Raw genomic sequence first — 20225 nt, 5'->3', positions numbered from 1 at the left:
TCGGTGCGGTGCGCGGCGGTCGTCCGGCCACGATGTCCGCGACGATTCGTCCGGGAAATCGCGGAACCTCTATTGCCCGTTCGACACGTTCACCTTGAATGCGCGGCGGCTACGCCGTGCCCCGGTCATGGGCTTCAAAGCCTCTTGACCATGCCGTCCACGGGAGGTCCACCGATTCACCGAACGGCTCGACGGACGAATCCCAGCCGTTCCACCCCCTGTTGAGTAACCTGGCCGGCGGCATAGGTGTGAGACCAGGCGCCTTCGCCGTACAGATGGACGGTTCCCGAACGGACGAACGGCGCGATCTCGACGTAGAAGGCGGTGGCCTGATCCGACCACTTGCCGTCCCCGTTACCGCGGCCGAACTCGATCCGGTCCCCGTCGCGAGTGATCGATGCAGCGGCAAACATCGCGATGTCCGCCAACGTGTCGCTTGACGGCAGCCCGGGGCGAAATCGTGGTAAGACACGCCGCATTTCTGACCAGATCGGCACCAAGATCTCCCACCACAAGTCCACGATCAGCGCGGGAGCGGATCACGGGGTGGTGCGGCGCGACTGTTCGACGATGGCCGGCACAGCGCGGACGAACGAGGCGAGGCTCTTGTACGGCTCGCTGGGTGACCAGCGAGCCCCGGAGGCCACCACGCAAGCGAGTGGTCAGCGCGCCTCGTACACCTTCGGCAGCCGCATGCCGCGCTCGGCCATGATCTGCCGGACGCGGTTCGGGTAGTTGGTGATGATGCCGTCGATGCCCATGTCGATCAGGGCCTCGACGGTCGCCGGGGCGTCGCAGGTCCACGGGATGACCTTCAGGCCGCGGGCGTGCGCCGCGGACACCATCACCTCGTCCACGTAGAAGCGGAAGCCCGCCTCACCGAGCTTGCCGTTCTGCGGGAACCCGTAGACGGGGGACAGCGCCGTGACACCGGGGATGGCGGCGGCGCGGACGAACAGTTCGCGGGGCGCGGTCTGCTCCGGTGCGCCCGCCTCGACCTTGGTCTCGATGTTCAGCATGACCTGGTTCGCGTGGTAGCTCTTGACGAGGTTCAACACGTCCTTGAGCTCGACCATCCGGAAGCCCTTGATCTGCTCCTGCTCCGGGAAGTCGGGCAGCACCTGATACCCGCAGTCCATGGTCTTGAGCTGGGCCAGCGTCAGGTCCTTGATGTACTTGCCGACGTACGGGTACATCGGGTCACCGGGCGTGACCGGCGCGGTGTCGCGGCACTTCTGGGCGCTGATCTGCCGGTCGTGGTTGACCACGACCTTCTCGTCCTTGGTGACGTGGGTGTCCAGTTCCAGGGTGCTGACTCCGAGGCGCATCGCCTTGGCGAACCCCTCCGGCGACTCCTCGGTCGTCATGCCGATGCCGCCGCGGTGGGCCTGCAGGTCGAAGTGGGTCTTCTGCGGCAGCACGACGCCGGGATTATTGGGCGAGGCGACAGCGGCGGTTGGTGCGGGGAGCGCGGCGAGCGCGGGCACCACGGCCAGGCTCGCCAGGGCGCGACGTACGGACATCAATGACCTCGGCTCCGTTCGGATCACGTTGACGGCGCGACGCTAGCCACCGCCGCCCGCCGCGTGGCCTCGGCAGGAGAGGTTCCTGAACGTCAGCGGAACAGCTAGGTGCCTTCCTGGCACCCGCCACGTGACTTGGAGTAACCGGCGGCTCGGCTGTGGAGGGATCCTCAGCGCCGGCCGGGCACAAGAGGACTCCGGACCTCGACGCCATTCGTGGATGTGGATAGCATTCCCGTCTGCACGTACCAGCGCGGGTACGGCCGGCGCTGTCCCTTCACGTCCCCAAACCCTGCCGCACAAGGAGCCACCATGCGTCTTGGAAACCGATTTCGAGGTCGTCCAGCGCGGCGATTACTGCGCCGACCTATCGTCATCGCCGCTGCCGCGATCCTGGTGGCGGGATTCTTCCAGGTCGCCGCGCGGGCCGATGACGCGGTGCTGCTGTCCAACGACTTCGAGTCCGGGTACGCCCCGTGGGGTGCCCGCGGTTCGGTGACGCTGGCGCTCTCCGACGAGGCGCACGGCGGCTCGCACAGCCTTTCGGTGACCGGTCGTACCGCCAACTGGAACGGGCCCGCGACCAGCGTGGCCGACCTGTTCCGCGCCGGCGTCACCTACTCGGTGACCGGCTGGGTCAAGCTCCCGGCGGGTACCGCCGGCTCCACGGGGATCCACTTCACCGTGCAGCGCACCGCGGCAGGCGGCGACGACAGCTACGACTGGATCGGCGACAGCGCCACCACCACCGCCGATACATGGGTGCGGATCGGCGGCAGCTACACCTTCCCCGCCGGCCAGAGCGACGCCACGCTCTACGTCGAGGCCGAGGGCGAGACCACTCCGTTCCTGCTCGACGACGTGACCGTCACCGGGCCGCCGACCACGCCGGCGCAGACCACGATCAGCGAGGTCGACTTCGAGGACGGAACCACCGGCACCTGGACGCAGAGCGGCGGCGGCAACGACACGCTCACCGTCGTCGCCGGCCCGGACGGCGGGAAGGTGCTGAGCGTCAACGACCGCGGCGCGGACTACGTCGGCATCCAGAGCCCGACCGGCCTGTTCCAGGCCGGCAAGACGTACACGCTGTCGATGAAGGCGCGCCTGGCCGCCGGTACCGCCGGCTCCGCGGGCGTGCGCTTCGTCATGAAGCCGCAGTACGAGTGGATCGGCAACACCACGATGACGGCGGACGGGTGGACCACCGTCACCGCCGAGTGGACCGCCCCGGGCTCGGCGCCGGAGGGCACCGACCCCACCACGCTCCAGGTCTACATCGGCACCGGCGACCTCGACCCGAACGTGCCGTACACCTATCTCGTCGACGACGTCCGGATCACCACGCAGGCCAGCGTGGTCCAGGACCTCACGCCGATCAAGGACACGGTGGACTTCCCGTTCGGGGTGGCGATCGACAGCCGGGAGACGGTGGGCAACCCGTCGCACCTGCTGCTGAAGCACTTCGACCAGGTCACGCCGGAGAACCACTTCAAGCCCGAGGCGTGGTACGACGCGGACCACCACTTCCGGCCCAACTCGGACGCGGTCGCCATCATGGACTTCGCCCGGGACAACCACCTTCGCGTCTACGGGCACACGCTGCTGTGGTACCAGCAGACGCCAGCCTGGTTCTTCCAGGACGACCAGGGCAACCCGCTGCCGGCCGACGCGAACGGCCGGGCGGTCCTGACCCAGCGCCTGCGTGACCACATCTTCACCATCGCCAACTGGCTCGCCACCAACTACGGCCAGTTCGGCGCCGGCAACCCGCTCGTCGCGTTCGACGTGGTCAACGAGACGGTCGCCGACACCCCGGAGAACGCCGACGGCCTGCGCCGCAGCGAGTGGTACCGGATCCTGGGCGAGAGCCACCTCGACCTCGCCTTCCAGCTCGCCGACCAGGCGTTCAACGTCGACCACGCCGCGGGTGGCGCCGTCCGCCCGGTCAAGCTGTTCATCAACGACTACAACTCGGAGCAGGGCGGCAAGCAGGGCCGCTACCACGACCTCGTGCAGCGCCTGCTGGCACGCAAGGTGCCGGTGGACGGCGTGGGCCACCAGTTCCACCTCAGCCAGACGACGGCGATCAGCTCGCTCGGCGCGGCGCTGGACCGGTTCACCGACCTGCCGGTGCTGCAGGCGGTGACCGAGCTCGACGTCACGCTCAGCACCCCGGTGACCCAGGCCGCGATCATCGACCAGGGCTACTTCTACCAGGACGCGTTCAACGCCTTCCGGGCGCACGACCTGTTCTCCGTGACGGTCTGGGGCCTCAACGACGCCCGCTCCTGGCGGTCGTCGCAGGCCCCGCTCATCTTCGACGGGCAGCTACAGGCCAAGCCGGCCTACTACGGCATCGCCGACCCGGACCACCTGCCCGCGCACCTGCGCACGGCGAACGTCTTCGGTGGCGACGTCGCGCTCAACGAGTCGGCGTTCAACGCGGTCGAGTGGCAACAGCTGCCGGCACAGGCGATCGGCGACGACGCCGGTTCGTTCGGCCTGCGCTGGAACGCCGACCACCTCACCGCGCTGGTCACCGTGGCCGACGACAAGGCCGACGCGGTCCAGTTCGCGTACGGCGGGCAGGTGGTGACGTTCCGCAAGGACGGCACCGGCGACGTGGCCGGTGTGGTGAACGGCGACGGTGCCGGTTGGCGGGCGGTCGTCCACCTGCCACACTCCGGCGTCGCGCAGGGCGAGACGGGCAGCCTCGATGTGCGGGTGCTCTCGCACGGCGACGTGGTGGGCGCGTGGAACTCTCCGGGCGCGCTCGGGACCCTGTCGTACCTCGAATCGCTCTCGTACCTGCAGGTCGTGCAGGCCCGCCAGGCACCGGCGATCGACGGCGACGTCGACGCCGCCTGGGCCGACGCCAAGGTCGTGCAGACCGGCAAGGTGCAGTCCGGCGACTCGGCCGGCGCGACCGCGAAGGTGCGCACCCTGTGGCAGAACGACACCCTGTACATCCTCGCGGAGGTGACCGACCCGACCATCGACGTCTCGTCGTCCAACGCGTACGAGCAGGACTCGGTGGAGCTGTTCATCGACCCGGGCAACGCGAAGAACGGCTCCTACCGGGCCGAGGACGCGCAGATGCGGATCAACGTGAACAACGTCCACTCGTTCGGCACGGGCGACGCCGCCGACCAGGAGGCCCGCCTGCGCAGCGTCACGAAGCTGACCAGCACCGGGTACGTCGTCGAGGCGGCGGTGACCCTGGCCGGCAAGGGCGGGCCGGGCACGTTCCAGGGCCTGGACTTCCAGGTCAACGACGGCACGAGCGGCACCCGCACGGCGGTCCGCTCGTGGGCCGAGCCGACCGGCACGGGCTACCAGACCACCGCCCGTTGGGGCGTGGGTCAACTGGTCGGCCCGGCGGTGCCGGCCTGGAGCGCCGGTAAGACGTACCGCGCCGGCGACTGGGTCACCTACCAGGGCTCGTTCTGGACGGCGCTGTGGAACACCACCACCCAGGCGCCGGGCGACCCGAACGGTGCGTGGCAGCAGATCGCCACGACGGACGACGGCACGGCGAGCTGGACCGCGTCACGGACCTTCAACAAGGGGGACACCGTCAGGCACGAGGGCAAGACGTACGTCGCCCAGTGGTGGACCCGCAACGAGGCGCCGGGCGATCCGAACGGCGCCTGGAAGGAGATCGCCACCGCGCCGGACGGCACCACCCTCTGGACCCCGTCGGGCATCTACAACGCCGGGGAGGTCGTGCAGTACGAGGGCGCGCTGTACGTCGCCCAATGGTGGACCCGCAACGAAAAGCCGGGTAAGCCCAACGGCCCGTGGAAGCCCGTCGGCTGACCCGTGGCAACGCACGCCGGTCACCGGCGCCCGATGACCAACTCGGGCGCCGGTGACGGCCCAACAACGTCGTTGGTGATTGCCGGCCGCTGGCCGCGCCATCGACCCGTACGGTCAGGTAATTGGCCGCTATCGCGCAGGGAACTAGCGCCGTTCATGAGTCGCGGTCGGTGATGGGTCGCATGTGATGGCCCGGCTCGGAGGGGCCGCCGCCGGCGGCCGATCTATGTGACACTCGTCGGGTGACGCTGCCCCCACCGCCTGGCGTACCCGGCTACCCGGGTATGCCTCCCCACGGACCCGGCATGGCCCCACCGCCGCCGCCGAAGCGCAACGGGCCCCTCATCGTCGGAATCATCGCCGGGGTGTTGGCGCTGTGCCTACTCGGCACCGGCGCGGTCGTGGCCGGTGCGCTGTTCATCTCCAAAATGGACAAGGACGGCTCGCGGACCCGCACCGCGGCCGGGTCTACTCCCGCACCGGTGCAGACGTACCGAGTTCCGCCCATCGACGAACCGTACTCCCCGCCCAATGATGAGCCGCCGACCGAGGACGCTCCGCCACCACCGCCGCCACCACCGGCGAAGATCGGGCAGTGCATCAGCGTCAGCGACAAGGGAGACTTCCAGGGGATCGGCAACTGCAACGGCACCATTGGCACCTACAAGGTGGTTTCCGTGGATTACAGCCGGAGCAGTTGCGCCGACCGCGACTCAGCGTACATCACCGTGTCCGGCTACCGGATGTGCCTCGAACTGCACCTGGTGCGCAATTTCTGTTACAAGTTCCCGAAGAACAGCGGCTGGGTCGTCGCCGCGTCGAAGTGCAAGGCGAAGGGTACGGTGCACATCATCGACATCGTCCCCGGCGCCTCCAACGGCAACCGGTGCACCCAGGACTACAAGTGGAACCGCTGGTACCGGTTCACCCACCCGACCGTCGTCTACTGCGTCATGCAGTATTAACGTTCGTACGCTGGTGGCGAGGCGGGCGCGGTCACCGCGACACGACCGTGGTCAGCGACCGCGGGGCGAGGAGTAGATCACCATCCACCGGTACGCGCGCCAGCGAGCGATGCTCGTCGGTCACGTACACATCGGAGCTGGCGGGAACTCGGCGAAGCGCGACCCGCACCGACGAGGCCGACATGTTGAGGAGGTTGGTGGTTGTACGGCCCGCCGGGCTCACGAAGGCCGACGCCTTGACCTCGGGGTCCGGGCTGGTCGCGGCGACGCGGACCGCGCCGGGGCGGACGAATCCGGCCATGCCGGTCCGGCAGGCGGCTCGGATTTTGTAGAAGTAGCTCAGGTAGCTGGCGTGGTAGGCGGCGCTGCTGATCCGCAGGAGCGCCTGGTCCGACGAGCGCAGCGACGAGCCGTCCAGGTTCGGGCTGCCGGTGTACACGCGCGGTTCGATGTCACCGTTGTAGTAGCCGTCGAGGAGCAGGAACTTGCTGTGCGGTCGCACGTCGATGCCCGGTGCGACATTGAACTTGCAGGACAGCCGCTCGATGCCGGCCTTGTCGAGGATGCCCTCGACGGTGGCGTCGCTCGCCGCGTAGATCACGTCGATCCAGCAGCCCCTGCCGCGCAGCTCGGCCAGCTTCGTCGCCACCTGGCTGCGCGAGCTGAGGAAGTTGAGCACCACGATGCGGATGTCGGTCTGGTGGCGTTTACCGTCGGCGCCGGTGTACGCGCAGGCCACCTCGTTCAGCGCGTTGACGATCGTGTCGGTGGCCGGATTGCGGTAGGTGGCGTCGCCGCGCGGGAAGAAGAACGCCCGATAGGTGCTGCCGGTCGGGGTGCTGCGGTAGTACGCGTTGTCGCCGGTGCTGGAGTACCGCAGCCGCCGCAGATCCTCGTGGTATGCGGCGTAGCCGTCGTGGACGGTCGCGTTGACGAACGTGACCGCGTCGTTGTAGGACACCACCTTGTACCAGTCGGTGAGGTTCGACGAGGTTTGCAGCACGACCTTCTGGTAGCTGGTCCCATCGTCGAACGGGCCCACCTTCGAGAACAGGAAGAACTTGTTGTGGTTGTACGCGGGGCCGGGCGGGGCCGTCGCGATGCAGCCGCGCTGAACGTCGTCCACGCCGTCGTCGTCCTCGAACTGGTCGTCGCACATGACGATCCAGGACGGTGCCCGGTCGTCGGCGCCAAGACCGGTCGTCGGGTTGCTGAGCTTGTCCCAGGCGGGGCTGGGCTTCCGCCTGCCATTGCCGTCCAGGTAGGACGAGTCGTCGACGATCACCCGGACCTGGACGCCGCGGCGGTACGCCCGCAGCAGCGCGTCCGCCACCGCGGCGTCGGTGAAGTCGAACATCGACACCCGGATCTGCTCGCCCGGCGGCGTCGCGTCCACCAGTTGGATGATCTGGGTGAAGATGGCGCTCTGCCGCTCCGCCGAGCCAAGCGGGTCGTTGAAGGTCGCGCCGTTGATGACCGGCTTGGTGGCCGCGCCGGCCGTGCTCGCCGCGGCAACGAGCAGGCCGGCGGCGAGGGCGGCCGCGGCCGCCGCGGCGGTGATGCGACCCAGGCGTCTATGCGTCATGTATCAGCGCCCTCCTCAATGGATCGGTCGGTCACGGTGGTGGCCCTGCCGTGAGGAGCCGGGGACCGGCTGGGTGCGTGTCCGCCGATCCCCGGCGCCTGACGGACTCACTCACTCAGCAGGAGAACCAACTGGTCCAGCGGCCACTGGCGTTGATGGTGCACCAGGGCCGTTCGTCCGTACCGTAGGTCCATACGCCGTAGTCCCCGCCGCTGACCGTGAGGTAGTACACCCCGTTCGGAGCCCACGAGCTGGCCTTGCCGCCGAGGCTCTTCCAACCGCCGCTGCCCGGCCAGATGTGGAAGATGGCGTAGTTGGTTCCGACGACGAAGTACTCGACGCTGCCGTTGGACTTGTACACCGCAAGCCAGTCAAACTCGCAGATGCGGTAGCCGGTGTAGCCGTATTCGGTGACGGCACACTTCGACAGGATCGTCACGTCGCCGTCGGGTGCGGCGGCCGGGGCGGCGGACCTGGACGCCGCGCCCGTGGAGTTCGTCCCGGGGATGACGACAACCTTGACGATGTCGTTCTTGGCGGTGTCGGACGGGCCGGCCTGCGCGGCCGTGGGGGCCGCGGCCAGGATCGTCGCGCCAACCAGCGCACCGACGGCCAGGCCACGCCAGACCTGCCGGCCGAACCCGGGGATCACTGTTCGCATGTGACTCTCCTATCGACAGGAAACAGTGTCGCGGCGAAGCCTTTCAGCTGGGCGCACAGCTTCCGCACATACCGGAAGGCTCAGATCCGCACTGCGCCCAAGGGGTCCGGGTGCCGGCGCCATCACGGGCCGGCGTCGTGCAGGCCGGGGTTGCCGGCTTCGACCACGTACCGCTTGAGGGTCCGCACCGGACGGTCCCGGACGGTGACCCGGTCCACCGCGCGGAACTCGGCGGTCAGTTGCGCCGGCTCCACGGTCACCCGCGTGTATCCACGCAGGTTGCTGAAGAACCTGATGTGCGGGTTGAGCGGCGACAGCCCGCCGGTGTCGTCGGCGTTGCCGTCGCCGTCGGAGGTGACCGAGCTGCACACCAGTTCGGTGCCGATGACCTGGCGGGGGTTGTCGTAGTCCAGCATCAGGTCGCTGGCGTACGCCCGGTGCGCGTCGCCGGTGAGCACGACCGCGCCACGCACTCCGCGGGCGGTCCAGCCCTGCTGGAGCCGGTTGCGGTTGGCGACGTACCCGTCCCAGGTGTCCATCGCGGTGGCGCCGTCGGCGGAGTGCAGCCGCCGCGCGAAGAACACCTGCTGGCCGATGAGGTCCTAGGTGGTCAGGCGCTGGCCGAGGCCGTTGAGCAGCCACGCCTCCTGCTGCACGCCCATGATGGAACGGGTCGCCAGCTTGGCGTCCGCGCACACCTTGATACCGTCGCCGCATGCCTGGTCGTCGCGGTACTGCCGGGTATCGAGCAGGTGGAAGGTTGCCAACTGGCCCCAACCCAGCCGCCGGTACAGCGGAAGGTACTGGTTGACGGGGCGCTGCGCCGCCCGCAGCGGCATGTGTTCGTAGTACGCCTGGTAGGCGGCGGCACGGCGCAGGGCGAAGTCGCCGGGCGGGCTGGCGTCGGCGCGCACCATCCCGGCGTAGTTGTTCTCGACCTCGTGGTCGTCCCACACCACGATCCAGGGTGCGGCGGCGTGCGCCGCTTGCAGGTTCGGGTCCGTCTTGTACTGGGCGTGCCGCACCCGGTAGTCGGCCAGGGTTGTCACCTCGTAGGTCGGCGCATGCTGCCTGAGGCTGCTGGAGCTGTACGTCTCGTAGATGTAGTCGCCGAGGAACAGCACCAGGTCCGGATGCTCGTCGGCCATGTGCCGGTACACCGTGTAGTAGCCGATGCGGTAGTCGGCGCAGGAGGCGGTGAGCACGGTCGTCCGGCCGCCCGCGCTGGTCGCCGCCGGGGCGGTGCGGGTGCGGCCGACGGGTGAGAGGTGCCCGGCGGCCCGGAAGCGGTAGAAGTACTCCGCGCCCGGCTCGAGCCCGTCGACCTCGACGTGCACGGTGTGCGCCGACGGGTACTGCGCGACGGCCGACCCTGACCGGATCGGCTGGCCGAAGGACTCGTCCGCGGCCACCTCCCAGTCCACAGTGATCGGTGTGCCCGGCATTCCGCCGAAGCCGTCCGGGTTGAGCGGTGCGACGGCGAGCCGGGTCCACAGCACCACGCCGTCCGGGGTGGGGTCGCCGGACGCGACGCCGAGCAGGAACGGGTACGCCAGCGCCGCCTTCGCGCGGGCCACGGGCAGCAGCGTGGCACCGGCGGCGGCCAGGCCGCCGACAAGGATGGTCCGCCGCTTGGGCCGCGTCGTGGAGCCTACCGTCGTGGGCAATGCTCTCGCTTTCGTTCGATGTGAGCGGCCCCTGGCCGGCGCGCACGGGGGTCGCGCACCGGCCAGGGGCCCGGCATCCGGGTCAGGTCACGTTGGGCAGGTTCTCCGGGGGTATGACGCCACCGGCGATCGGCGCGCCCGGCCCGTAGGCCGATACGGTGCCGAGAGCGTCACGGGTGAGCGTGGTGCAGCCGGTCAGCGTGATGCTGCTGCTGGTGGCCTGCAGGTCGAGGACGAACATCGTGCCGGTGTTGTAGGAGAAGTCCTCGAACGGCGCGGTCACCAACAGTTCGGGTTTGCCGTCGTTGGTGACGTCCAGCAGCCGCACGGCGCTGCCGAACCCCTCGCTGAACTGACCGGTCGCGTTGATCATCGGATGGTTCTCGGTGAGGAACAAGTCCAGCCCGGAGGTCAGACCGGAGGGGCCGCCGAGGAACACCTGGACGGCGCCCTCGTTCGCCCCGGCGCCGGTGTCCTCGCCGGGCGCGCCGACGGCCAGGTCGTCGGCGCCGTCGCCGTTGATGTCGCCGACCGAGAGCGCGGCACCGAACAGGTCGCCGGCCTCGGCGACGTCAGAGACGCCGGGCGAGTTCTGCGTGATCATCATCAGGTTGTTCGCGCTGATGCCTCCGCTCGAGCCGCGCAGCACCACCAGGGCACCGGAACTGGTCGGCGCACCCTTGGCCTGGTCGGCGTAGAGCACGACGTCGGCGTTGCTGCCGCCGTGGAAGCGGCCGACGGCAACCGTGTTGATGTGCCCGCCAATGTTGATCTGCGGGACGCAGACGTTGGTGACGCCGCTGGTGGTGACCCCGGACGCCGAGCCCTTCAGCAGCACCAGGCACCCCGCGGCGCCGGTGGTGCCGCTGACCGTTTCCCCCGCCACGTTGATGACCAGGTCGTCCCGGCCGTCACCGGTGATGTCGCCGGCGGCGAGCGACGATCCGAAGTGGTCGTTCTTTTCCTCCACTCCGGGGATCGCAGCGCTGCTCTCGTTGTAGGCGACGGCGTTGTCGGTCCGCAGCCCGTAGCTGCCGCCGTACAGCACCCACACGGCACCGGCCGAGCCGACCTTGCCGATCGCCTCGCCGGGCGCGCCGATCGCCAGGTCGGCGTAGCCGTCGCCGTTGAAGTCGCCGGTGGTCAGCGCGGCACCGAAGTAGTCCTTGGCCTCCACGGAGCCGGGCAGGTTTCCGGTGTCCTGCGTGATCCAGTTGGTGCCGTTGGGGATCAGCCCCAGGTACGGCGCGGTCGGCTGGCCATACAGGACGGTGACGGCGCCGGCGTTGAGCTTGGTGCCGATGGACTCGGCGGGGTTGCCGATGGCCACATCGGCGCGGCGGTCACCGTTGAAGTCGCCGGTGACGATCTGCATGCCGAAGTTGTCGTCGGCTTCCGGCGAGCCGACCACGACGGAGTCCCCCTGATCGATCAGGGAGACCGGGGCGCCCGGCACGGTGCTGCCACCCGGGATGACATACACGGAGCCACCGGTCTCGTCCGGCGCGGACGGGTCGGTGAAGCCACCGGACTTGCGCGCCGTCGAGGCGACCACGATGTCCGGTATCCCGTCGCCGGTGACGTCCGCCCGGGCCGCCGGCCCGGCGGCCGCGGTGGCCGCCGGGCCGCTCGGGGAGGCCGCCGCCGGCGCCAACGGGCCCGAGACGGACGGGCCGAAGACCACGGCGCTACCTACGACCAGCGCCGCCGTAGCCGCCCGCCGCCATCTACCTGTTGTCACTGAACCTCCTGCTGTCTGCTGGCTGAACTGGCAGATCTCGTTAGTGGCTGGGGCCGAAGGCGTTGATCGCCGAACCGGTCGACCCGCCGACGGCCACGGCTTGGTCGGCGGAATGGGTGATCAGGCCCACGCGCTCGGCGTTCCACCGGATCCGCGCGGCGTCGTGGACGAAGACACTGGTCGCCGGGTGCCCCATCGCACGCACCGCCGCCCGGTCCCTGACCGCGTTGACCACCAACTTGTCGGCGCGGTTGATCAGGCGTTCGCTTCCCTTGCCGAGGAAGGAAGTGGCGATTTCCACCCCGGCGCGCACGGCCTCGGCTCTCTTGCCGTTCGCGAGGTACACGCCCACCTCGACGCCGGCCATGCCGGCCGACGCGGCCGAACATGCCTTCACCACCAGCCCGCAGTAGCCGAGTCCCGCCCTTACCCCCTGCCAGGCCCGGGAGTTGACGACGGTCAACGACCCGGACTTGACCCGGCGCCAGATGCTCTTCTTCTTGCCGGGCTTGGCCGATCCGTAGACCGGTTTGCGCGGGTCACCCTTGCGGCAGCCGCGTTTGGTGGCCCAGCACACCTGGATGCGGTCGGAGTTGCGGCGGGTCCGGCGATAGACGCGGGCCTCGCGCCGCTCGGAGGCGCGCGCCAGGCCGAGGTAGTACCGCCGCTTCTTCTTGTTCTTCGTGCTGTACGCGATGCGCGCCAGGCCGCCGGCGCGGGACGGGCACTCGCCCGGCTGGCAGCCCATCAGGCCGCTGGGGTCCACCACGTTGGCCGGGTCGTCGTTGCCGTAGGCGTACGCGTTCTGGGTGGCCGGGTCGGCGGTGTCCAGCAGCGGGTCGGGGCTGATGAGCCTGCCGATGGCCGGGTCGACCATGCGGTTGTCCAGCGCCACCAGGTTGGTGGTCGGGTCCTCCGTCTTGCCCAGGAAGCCCCGCTCGGTGACGGTGATGTCGTCGCGGCCGCCCCGGCGCTCACCGTAGGGCAGGTACCGCTGCCGCGCCACCGCGTCCGCGGCCACCCGTGCCGTGGTCGTCTCGCGGCCGGCGGTTGGCGCTGTGGCGGCGTCGTCGACGGCCAGTTGCACCGAGCCCTGGGGGTCGGTGAACAGCCAGGTGACGCCGGCCGGGGTCCGCTCGCCGACGAGGTCGCCGTCGGCGGTGCTGTAGTACCGGACGGCCGTGGTGGTGGCGCCGGCCCGGACCTCCATGTCGTCCAGGTACAGGGTGCGGCCGGTGGGATCGCGCCGGATCAGCCGGTTGCCGTCCGCGTCGTACCCGAAGGACGTGGTCGCCCCGCCCGTGTCGGCGCTGACCAACTTGTCCAGCGGGTCGTACCCGTAGGTCGATGCGACCCCGGCGACCGTGCGGGAGGTGAGCACGCCGCTCGCGTCGTAGGTGTACCGGTCGGCGCCGATGGCGGTGACCGCGTGCGGGCGCACGGAGTCCGGGCCGGACGCCGGGTACGTGTAGGCGCGGCTGGTCGCCCCGGTGGTGACCGACGTGAGGTTGCCGATGCTGTCGTAGGTGTACTGCTGCTTGAACGGGTCCGGGCCGCGCCCGTCGGCGGCGGCGACGCCACCGGAGCAGTCGTCGGCGCCGGTGGTCCAGGAGGCCGACAGCCGCTGGAGCGGGTCGTAGTCGAAACACTGCGACTGGTCGACGGTGGTGTCCAGGATCCGCCGGACGTTGTCGGCCGCGTCGTAGCTGTACACGTCGTGCTGCACCGTGCTGGCGGCGGAGGTGCCGGCTCCGGTGGTCGTGGTCAGCTCGGCCAGCCGCTGCGCGCCGTCGGGCTCGTAGCCGAAGGTGCGCCGCACCGTGCCGGCCGCGCCCAGGCTGCGGGTGTCCGGTCGGCCCGTGCCGGTGTAGGCGGTGGCACTGACGTAGCTGGCAAGCTCGCTGCCAAGCGTGGTGGGCACACCGGTGTCGCTGTAGTTCTGGTGCACGGTTTCGGCGGGTAGCCCGCCCGCGGCCGGGTAGGTGATGTCGGTGAGGTTCCCAGCGCGGTCGTAGGCGTATCCGAAGGTGTAGGTGCCAGCCAGCCCGGTTTCCACGGCCGGGATGACCCACTGCCGCCCGGTCGCCCGGTTCTGCCGGTCGTAGCCGGTGACCCGCACGGTGTACGCGTCGCCGCCGACGTACCGGGTGCTGGCGGCCAGTTCGCCCTTGCCGCCCGGCACCGTGTCGTAGGCCCACTCGGCCAGCCGGGTGCCGGACTGCTCGGCGCCGAGCCAGACCGCGCGCCGGCGGCCGAGCGGGTCGTACGTGTAGGTCAGCTTCTGGCCCTTGGGGTCGGTGATGGTCTTCAGTTGGCCGGACTCGTCGTAGGTCTGCACGGACGAGCCGGCGTTCGGGTCCTGGGTGGTCAGCCGGTGCCCGTCCCAGTCGTAGGTGTACCGGGAGACGTTGCCGGCCGGGTCCGTGACCGTGGCGATCTGGTCGTCGCTGCCCGGAACGTACGTGTACCGGGTGGTGGGCGCGCCCGGCTGCGGCATCGTCGCGCCGGGCGGCAGGTCGCGCTGGATGACGGCGACCCGGTCGTGCCCGTCGTTCCAGGTACCCGTCGGCGTGCCCACGGGCGGGGTGACCACGGCGCCGTTGCCGAAGGTCGTCGTGGTGGTGCGGGCCACCGCCGCACCCAACCCGTACAGTGTGGACACCGCCTCGTTCTCCAGCGCGTCGTACTGCTTCTCCGTCCACGACGGCAGCGCCGAGGTGGCCGGGTTGAGCAGCTTGTCGGGGTCGTCCCCGGGCGCGGTCGAGTTCCACAGCGGGGCCGAGACGCCGAGGGTCAGGCCCCGGTCGTCGTAGCGGGTGACGGTCACCATCCGCCCGCCGGACGGGCCCGGCGACGGCGCCTGCACCTCCCTGGTACGGCCGAACCCGTCCAGGTAGGTGTAGCTGGGCACGGTGGTTCCGGTGGCGCCGGACATCGCCCGCAACTGCCGGCCGGTGACCACGGTCGGCTTCGTGGGCTGGCCGGTGCCGGTGAAAGTGATCCGGTACGTGAACTCCGACGACGGCGGCCCATTGGTCGGCTCCGTCGGCAGCCACACCTTGCGCAGCCGGCCCAGCCCGTCATAGGTCGTGGTGGTCACGTTGCCGTTGGCGTCGGTGGTGGCCTCGATCACCTCGTCGAAGGCCCGGGACGGCACCATCTTGACGGTCAGCCCGACCGGGTCGGTCTGGCTGATCTGGCCGGGGAAGCCGGTGGCCGGCGAGTAGGCGGTGCTCCAGGTGCCGTTGGCGGTGGTTTCGCCGGTCTGGCGACCGTACTTGTCATAGGTGCGCCGCACGGTGCTGTAGGTGTTGGCGCTGGTGTACGTGCGCTCCTCGGTGACGTTCCCGTCGGTCGGCACGTTGACGCCGGAACCAGGGCCGGGCGAGCCGTCGTACAGCTCGACGGTGCGCTCGACGATCGGGCCGGGGCATCGGGTGCTCGCCGGGTCGGGATCGCCGGAGTGCGTCTCGGTGCTCTCCACGGTCACCAGGAACCAGTTGCCGCCCGAGGTGTTCTGCGCGTACGTGGTCTGTGTGCAGGTCGAGTCGTCGACCCCGGTCTCACCGAAGTCGACCTCACGGGTGGCCAGGCCGCCGTTGGCCACGGTGTAGCCGTCGAGGCGCTCGGAGGTCTCCCGCCAGGTGCCGTCGCCGCGCCGGTCCCGGGAGTAGGTGTACTCCGGCCGGACCATCCGCACGTCGTGGCTGCCCGGCCCGTCGGCGATCAGGCCGGAGTCCCAGTAGGTGTTCCGCTGGGACTCCAGCTCGGTCAGCGTGCCGTCGCCGTTCCTGCGGTAGCTCTGGGTCTGGAGCACCCGCCCCGCCAGTTGCGGGTTGTCGGGCCAGGTCTTACCCGCGTAGTCGACCACGGTCACCGTCTTGGCGTCGCCGGAGCCGAGCAGGTCGCCGTTCATGCCGCGGAAGAACCGGGTGTCGGTGATGGTCTGCCGGTCCGCGCCGCCGGTGCCCTCGGTGGTGCGGACCGTGTCGTAGCCGCGCCACTCGGTCCAGTCCTGTTTCGCGGCGGGGGTCAGCAGGTCGTCGTCGCGGTGCCAGGCCGGCCGGGGCGCCAGCTGGTTGACGCCGTAGGCGTATGCCGTGGTCATCGTGGGCGAGCCGCCAATCAGGTCGACGTCGTCCACCTTGGTCACCACGTACTTGTGGAACACGCCCTTGACCTCGGTGGTGGAGCCGGTCGGCCGGAAGCGGACCCGGAAGCACTCGTAGGGGTTCTGGTCCCACTGGACGCCGTCGGCCCAACTGGTGCTCGCCCCGTTGGGGCAGGTGACCGCCGGCGAGCCGTGGCCGTACGTCACCCGGGTCTCGCCGCCCATGCCGTTGCGCACCACGGTCAGCCGGCGCATCTGAAGTTGCTGCGCGGTCTCGGACCAGTCGACGCGGTTCATGAGGAACTGGCCGTCGTACGCGACGGGCGGCAGGGTCACCGGCTCGTTCCCCCACAGCCCGGCCTGCTGGATGGAGTCGAGCCACAGCGACGCGGTCGTGCCGTCCGGCGGGGCCGGGAACGCGAAGGTGGGCGTCCACCGGGCCACGTCCTGCCACTTCTGGGTGCCGGCGTCCCAGACCCGGGTGTAGATCGACTCCAGGCGGGAGGTGAGGAAGAACGCCGGCGAGTTCTGCTTGCAGGTGCCGCCGGTGCAGATCAGGTCCGTTGGAACGTCCGGGTAGGACGAGGCGTTGGCGGCGGAGACGGCGGGGCACGCGGTCGCCGGGTTGGTCACCCGCTGGGTGCAGCGCGGCGTCGCGGTGAAGTCGACCTGCGCGGCCGGGTGCTCGCCGTCCACGCCGCCGTACTCGACGCGGTCCAGGTACCCGGCCCGGTCGTACGCGTACGTCGACCCCCCGTTGGCCTGGGTGTAACTGTTGATCTCCTTGGTCCAGTACACGCTCGTGACGTTCTCGTTCGCGTCGACGATCTTGTCCAGCCCCCACCGCCAGGTCTGCCGGCACGGCTTCGGCGCGGTGCCGTGGCACGGCTCGCCGGCGTCGTCGCCGACCACCGGCACGGTGAAGTTCGAGTCCCCGCGGTAGCCGAACGTGTGCCGGTCGCCGTCCGGTGTGGACACCATCCAGTACTCGCCGGTGTTGTCGTCGTTGGGCCCGGAGTACAGGTGCTCGATCTTCCAGCCCTGGTCGTCGCGCATCCGGTAGGTGCCGTCCGGCGTGCGGATCAGCTCCGAGGTGATCCCGTCCAGCGAGATGACGTACGCGGCGCCCCCCTCGTCCGCCGCGTACGGTGAGGACCAGCACAGGTCGGCGTGGTACGGGTCCCCGTCGTCCACACAGGAGTTGTACCGGCGCTCGATGAAGCCGAGGCCCAGGTCCCAGCCCAGGCCCACCCAGGACGCCTGGTTGTTGGTCGCCGAGGTGCGGCCGTCGACCGAGCCGGAGTCGTAGGACAGGGCGAGGTCGAGCGCCTCGCCGCCGACCGATGGCGGCAGCACCAGCGGGTAGGAGTCGGTGAAGCTGCCGGACTGCGCGCTCACCCGCCACGTGCCGGACGGGTTGAGGTCGGTCGCGCGGTAGTCGCCGGTGCCGGTGCCGGTGCCGGACGCGGCCGCGACCAGCGTGTAGAGGTCCCCGCCGGTCACCTCCGCGGACAGGTGACCGGTCGCCAGGTCGTTGGTGGCCGCCACCGGCACCCGGGACCCGTCGCCGTCGACCCGGACCAGGCGCAGCCGGTCGGCGAAGTTGCCGCCCGCGGCGTACCGGAAGCCGGAGTAGTCGATGTCGACCCGGACCGGCCCGGAGGACACCCGGAAGGCCATGCCGACGCCGCCGGACCGCTCAGCGGCGGACCGGTCGAGCACGTCCACATGCACCCGCTCCGGGGCTGACCGGTGCGCGCGGGTCAGGGTCAGCGGTGACCGGCCGGCGCGGACCGGGTCGTCCGCCGTCAACGCCACGTCGGCCGACGCCGCCGCCGGCCACGCCGCCGCCGGCAGCGCGGCGGGTGCGCCGTTCTCCGGGTCCGCGGCGGGCCGGGCCTCGGGCAGCGCCCGCGCCGGCACCGACGCCTCCTGGTTCACCGGTACGGGTGCCGCGGCGGCCGGCCGTTGGGCGGCGGGAATCACCACCAACTCGCCGACAACCAGCGCCAGCGTGACGATCAGACCGACGGTCCACCGGGTTCTCGGAGCGTCCACGAGCGCCTCCCCTGGGCTCGATGCCGGCGTCGCGCACCGGCGCGGCAGAGTATTCCGCCGCGGTGCACAGAATCCGCACATCCCGCCCGGGGGCGGCTCGCCACCCGGTCACGCCGGCACAGGGAGCGTCATGGCGGCCTCGAAACCGCCGCCGGGTCGGGGCCCGCTGACGACCGTCCCGCCGAACAGCCTCGCCCGTTCCCGCATGCCGATCAGCCCGTGCCCGACCGGGTCCGCCTGGTCCGCGGGGCAGCCGCGGCCGTCGTCCGTCACCCGGACGAGGATCCGCGCGGGTTCGTACTCCAGGGTCACGGTGGCGCGGGCCGGCCCGGCGTGGCGCAGGACGTTGGTCAGCGCTTCCTGGATCATCCGGTACACGCACAGGTCCAGGTGGTTCGGCAGCCGCCGCGCCCGGCCGGCGATCACCAGGTCGACCGGCAGCCCGGCGGCGCGAATGCGCTCGACCAGTTCGTCGAGCCGGTCCAGGCCCGGCGTCGGCGCACGGGCCTCGGGCCCCTCCGATCCGAGGCGCAGCGCGGCCAGCAGGTGCCGCAGGTCCGCCTGCGCCTGCCGGCCGGCCTCGGCCACCGCGCCCACAGCGGCCTGCGCGGTGGCCGGATCGGAGGTGAAGACGTACTGGGCCAGCGCCGCCTGGACCGAGACCACCGACATGTGGTGGGCGACGTCGTCGTGCAGTTCCCGGGCGATGCGCAGGCGTTCCTCGGTGACCGCGCGTTGGGCCCGCTCCCGTTGCTCCCGGCGCAGCCGTGCGGTCAGCGCCGCCAACTGCTCGTTGCGCCGGGCGAGCGTGCGGGCGCTGTTGCCGAACAGCCAGGCGATGCCGACGACCACCGGACCCTGGGCGAGGACGACGCTGAGCGGCAACACCCGCGCCTGCCAACCGCTGTAGAGGGTCACCAGTGCCACGACGACCGCTCCCGCGACGGCAACCCGGCGCGGTCGCAACGCCACCACGGTGTAGAGCGCCAGCGGCGCGGCGAACCAGTTGAGTGAGGGCTGGTAGCCCGCCGCCAGGTAGCCGGTGAAGGCGACGCTGGATACCAGCAGCGCGGACATGGCGAACCGGCGGCGGACCGCCAGCGGCAGCGCCACCGCGAAGCTCAGCAGGTACGCGACCGCGTCGAACGGCCGGTATCCGGCCGCTTGGAAGTCGCTGCCCGCGACGCAGTTGACCGTGGCCAGGGAGACGGCCAGGACGGTGTCGGCCACCATCGGCCGGGCCTCGCCGACCAGGCGGCGAAGATCCCCTCCGCGTCGCCCCACACCGCGCAGGAGACGGCCGCGCTCCCCCGGCACCCGCGCGGACCGGTCGCTCATTCCGCGTGTCCGGGCACGACCAGACCGGTCTCGTAGGCCAGCACCACCACCTGCGCCCGACTGGTCAGGCCCAGCTTGCTCATCGCCCGGTTGAGATGCGTCTTCACCGTGGCCTCGGAGATCTGCAGCCGGTCGGCGATGTCGCCGTTGAACAGTCCCGTTCCGACCAGCCGGACCACCTCGCACTCCCGGGTGGTCAGTCCGCCCAGGTCCGCCGCGGGTCCGGTGCCCGCGCGACCGGCCCGGCCGGCGTAGGACTCGATCAGCCGCCGGGTGATGCTGGGCGCGAAGAGCATGTCGCCGGCCGCGACGGTGGCGACCGCCGCGAGCAACCGGTCCGGCGGGGTGTCCTTGAGCAGGAATCCGTGCGCGCCGGCGCGCAACGCGTCGTAGACGTACTCGTCCAGGTCGAACGTCGTCAGGATCAGCACCCGCGGTGGCCTGGGTGTGCCGAGAATCCGCTCGGTCGCGCCGATACCGCCGAGGCCGGGCATGCGGATGTCCATCAGCACCACGTCCGGCGTGGTGCTCCACGCCAGGCGGACCGCCTCCTCTCCGCTGGCCGCCTCGCCGACGACCTCGATGCCCGGCGCCGCCCGCAACAGCGCGGCGAGGCCCGCGCGGATGAGCAACTGGTCGTCGGCCACGAGCACCCGGATCGCCCGCACCGCCACCCCGTCCGACACGCGACCGCCCCCTCCGTCGGGCACCGAGTGTATCGATTAACGACAAAATGCCGAATACGCCCGGCGCG

Annotated in this window: 10 protein-coding genes and 1 pseudogene; 2 read left to right on the top strand and 9 right to left on the bottom strand. The window is 70.6% G+C overall.

Features of this window, described 5'->3' with window-relative positions; genetic code table 11:
* Window positions 1–176 precede the first annotated feature (176 nt).
* Entirely contained in the window at window positions 177–497 is a 321-nt protein-coding gene (locus KJS59_RS25535) for a hypothetical protein (RefSeq protein WP_213455515.1), read from the bottom strand.
* Window positions 498–662: 165 nt separating this feature from the next.
* Window positions 663–1523 (bottom strand): glycerophosphodiester phosphodiesterase family protein, encoded by an 861-nt coding sequence (locus KJS59_RS25530; RefSeq protein WP_213455513.1) that lies wholly within the window; start codon window positions 1521–1523, stop codon window positions 663–665.
* 396 nt (window positions 1524–1919) lie between these two features.
* Between KJS59_RS25530 and KJS59_RS25525 the strand changes: the two genes are divergently transcribed.
* Window positions 1920–5345, top strand: a complete 3426-nt coding sequence (locus KJS59_RS25525; protein ID WP_213455511.1) for an endo-1,4-beta-xylanase — start codon at window positions 1920–1922, stop codon at window positions 5343–5345.
* Window positions 5346–5650: 305 nt separating this feature from the next.
* Window positions 5651–6310, top strand: a complete 660-nt coding sequence (locus tag KJS59_RS25520; RefSeq protein ID WP_213455509.1) for a hypothetical protein — start codon at window positions 5651–5653, stop codon at window positions 6308–6310.
* A gap of 31 nt (window positions 6311–6341) precedes the next feature.
* On the opposite strand, the gene KJS59_RS25515 is transcribed toward KJS59_RS25520, so the two are convergent.
* The 7 genes and pseudogenes from KJS59_RS25515 to KJS59_RS25485 form a co-directional block, all read right to left on the bottom strand.
* Window positions 6342–7895: a phospholipase D-like domain-containing protein gene (locus KJS59_RS25515; protein WP_213455508.1), complete on the bottom strand. Its 1554-nt coding sequence runs from the start codon at window positions 7893–7895 to the stop codon at window positions 6342–6344.
* Window positions 7896–8010: 115 nt separating this feature from the next.
* Window positions 8011–8556, bottom strand: coding sequence for a hypothetical protein (locus KJS59_RS25510; RefSeq protein WP_213455507.1), 546 nt, complete (start codon window positions 8554–8556; stop codon window positions 8011–8013).
* Window positions 8557–8678: 122 nt separating this feature from the next.
* Window positions 8679–10055: pseudogene (locus tag KJS59_RS25505) on the bottom strand (alkaline phosphatase D family protein).
* A 250-nt stretch (window positions 10056–10305) separates the two neighbouring features.
* Window positions 10306–11964, bottom strand: a complete 1659-nt coding sequence (locus KJS59_RS25500; protein ID WP_213455506.1) for an FG-GAP repeat protein — start codon at window positions 11962–11964, stop codon at window positions 10306–10308.
* Between the two features lie 40 nt (window positions 11965–12004).
* Window positions 12005–18133: an RHS repeat-associated core domain-containing protein gene (locus tag KJS59_RS25495; RefSeq protein ID WP_213455504.1), complete on the bottom strand. Its 6129-nt coding sequence runs from the start codon at window positions 18131–18133 to the stop codon at window positions 12005–12007.
* Between the two features lie 108 nt (window positions 18134–18241).
* Window positions 18242–19471: a sensor histidine kinase gene (locus tag KJS59_RS25490; protein WP_213455503.1), complete on the bottom strand. Its 1230-nt coding sequence runs from the start codon at window positions 19469–19471 to the stop codon at window positions 18242–18244.
* On the bottom strand, window positions 19468–20157 hold the full coding sequence (locus tag KJS59_RS25485; protein WP_249714876.1) for a response regulator transcription factor: 690 nt from the start codon (window positions 20155–20157) through the stop codon (window positions 19468–19470). The genes KJS59_RS25490 and KJS59_RS25485 overlap by 4 nt, the downstream gene beginning before the upstream one ends.
* Window positions 20158–20225 lie beyond the last annotated feature (68 nt).

Origin of the sequence: Rhizomonospora bruguierae (assembly GCF_018397995.1) — a bacterium.
In the GTDB taxonomy this organism is placed as follows: domain Bacteria; phylum Actinomycetota; class Actinomycetes; order Mycobacteriales; family Micromonosporaceae; genus Rhizomonospora; species Rhizomonospora bruguierae.
This window is presented reverse-complemented; position numbering and strand designations above follow the sequence as displayed.

Coding starts and splice junctions, on each gene's coding strand:
- KJS59_RS25510 (WP_213455507.1), bottom strand. CDS start 8,556: ATGCGAACAGTGATCCCCGGGTTCGGCCGGCAGGTCTGGCGTGGCCTG.
- KJS59_RS25490 (WP_213455503.1), bottom strand. CDS start 19,471: ATGAGCGACCGGTCCGCGCGGGTGCCGGGGGAGCGCGGCCGTCTCCTG.
- KJS59_RS25520 (WP_213455509.1), top strand. CDS start 5,651: ATGGCCCCACCGCCGCCGCCGAAGCGCAACGGGCCCCTCATCGTCGGA.
- KJS59_RS25530 (WP_213455513.1), bottom strand. CDS start 1,523: ATGTCCGTACGTCGCGCCCTGGCGAGCCTGGCCGTGGTGCCCGCGCTC.
- KJS59_RS25515 (WP_213455508.1), bottom strand. CDS start 7,895: ATGACGCATAGACGCCTGGGTCGCATCACCGCCGCGGCGGCCGCGGCC.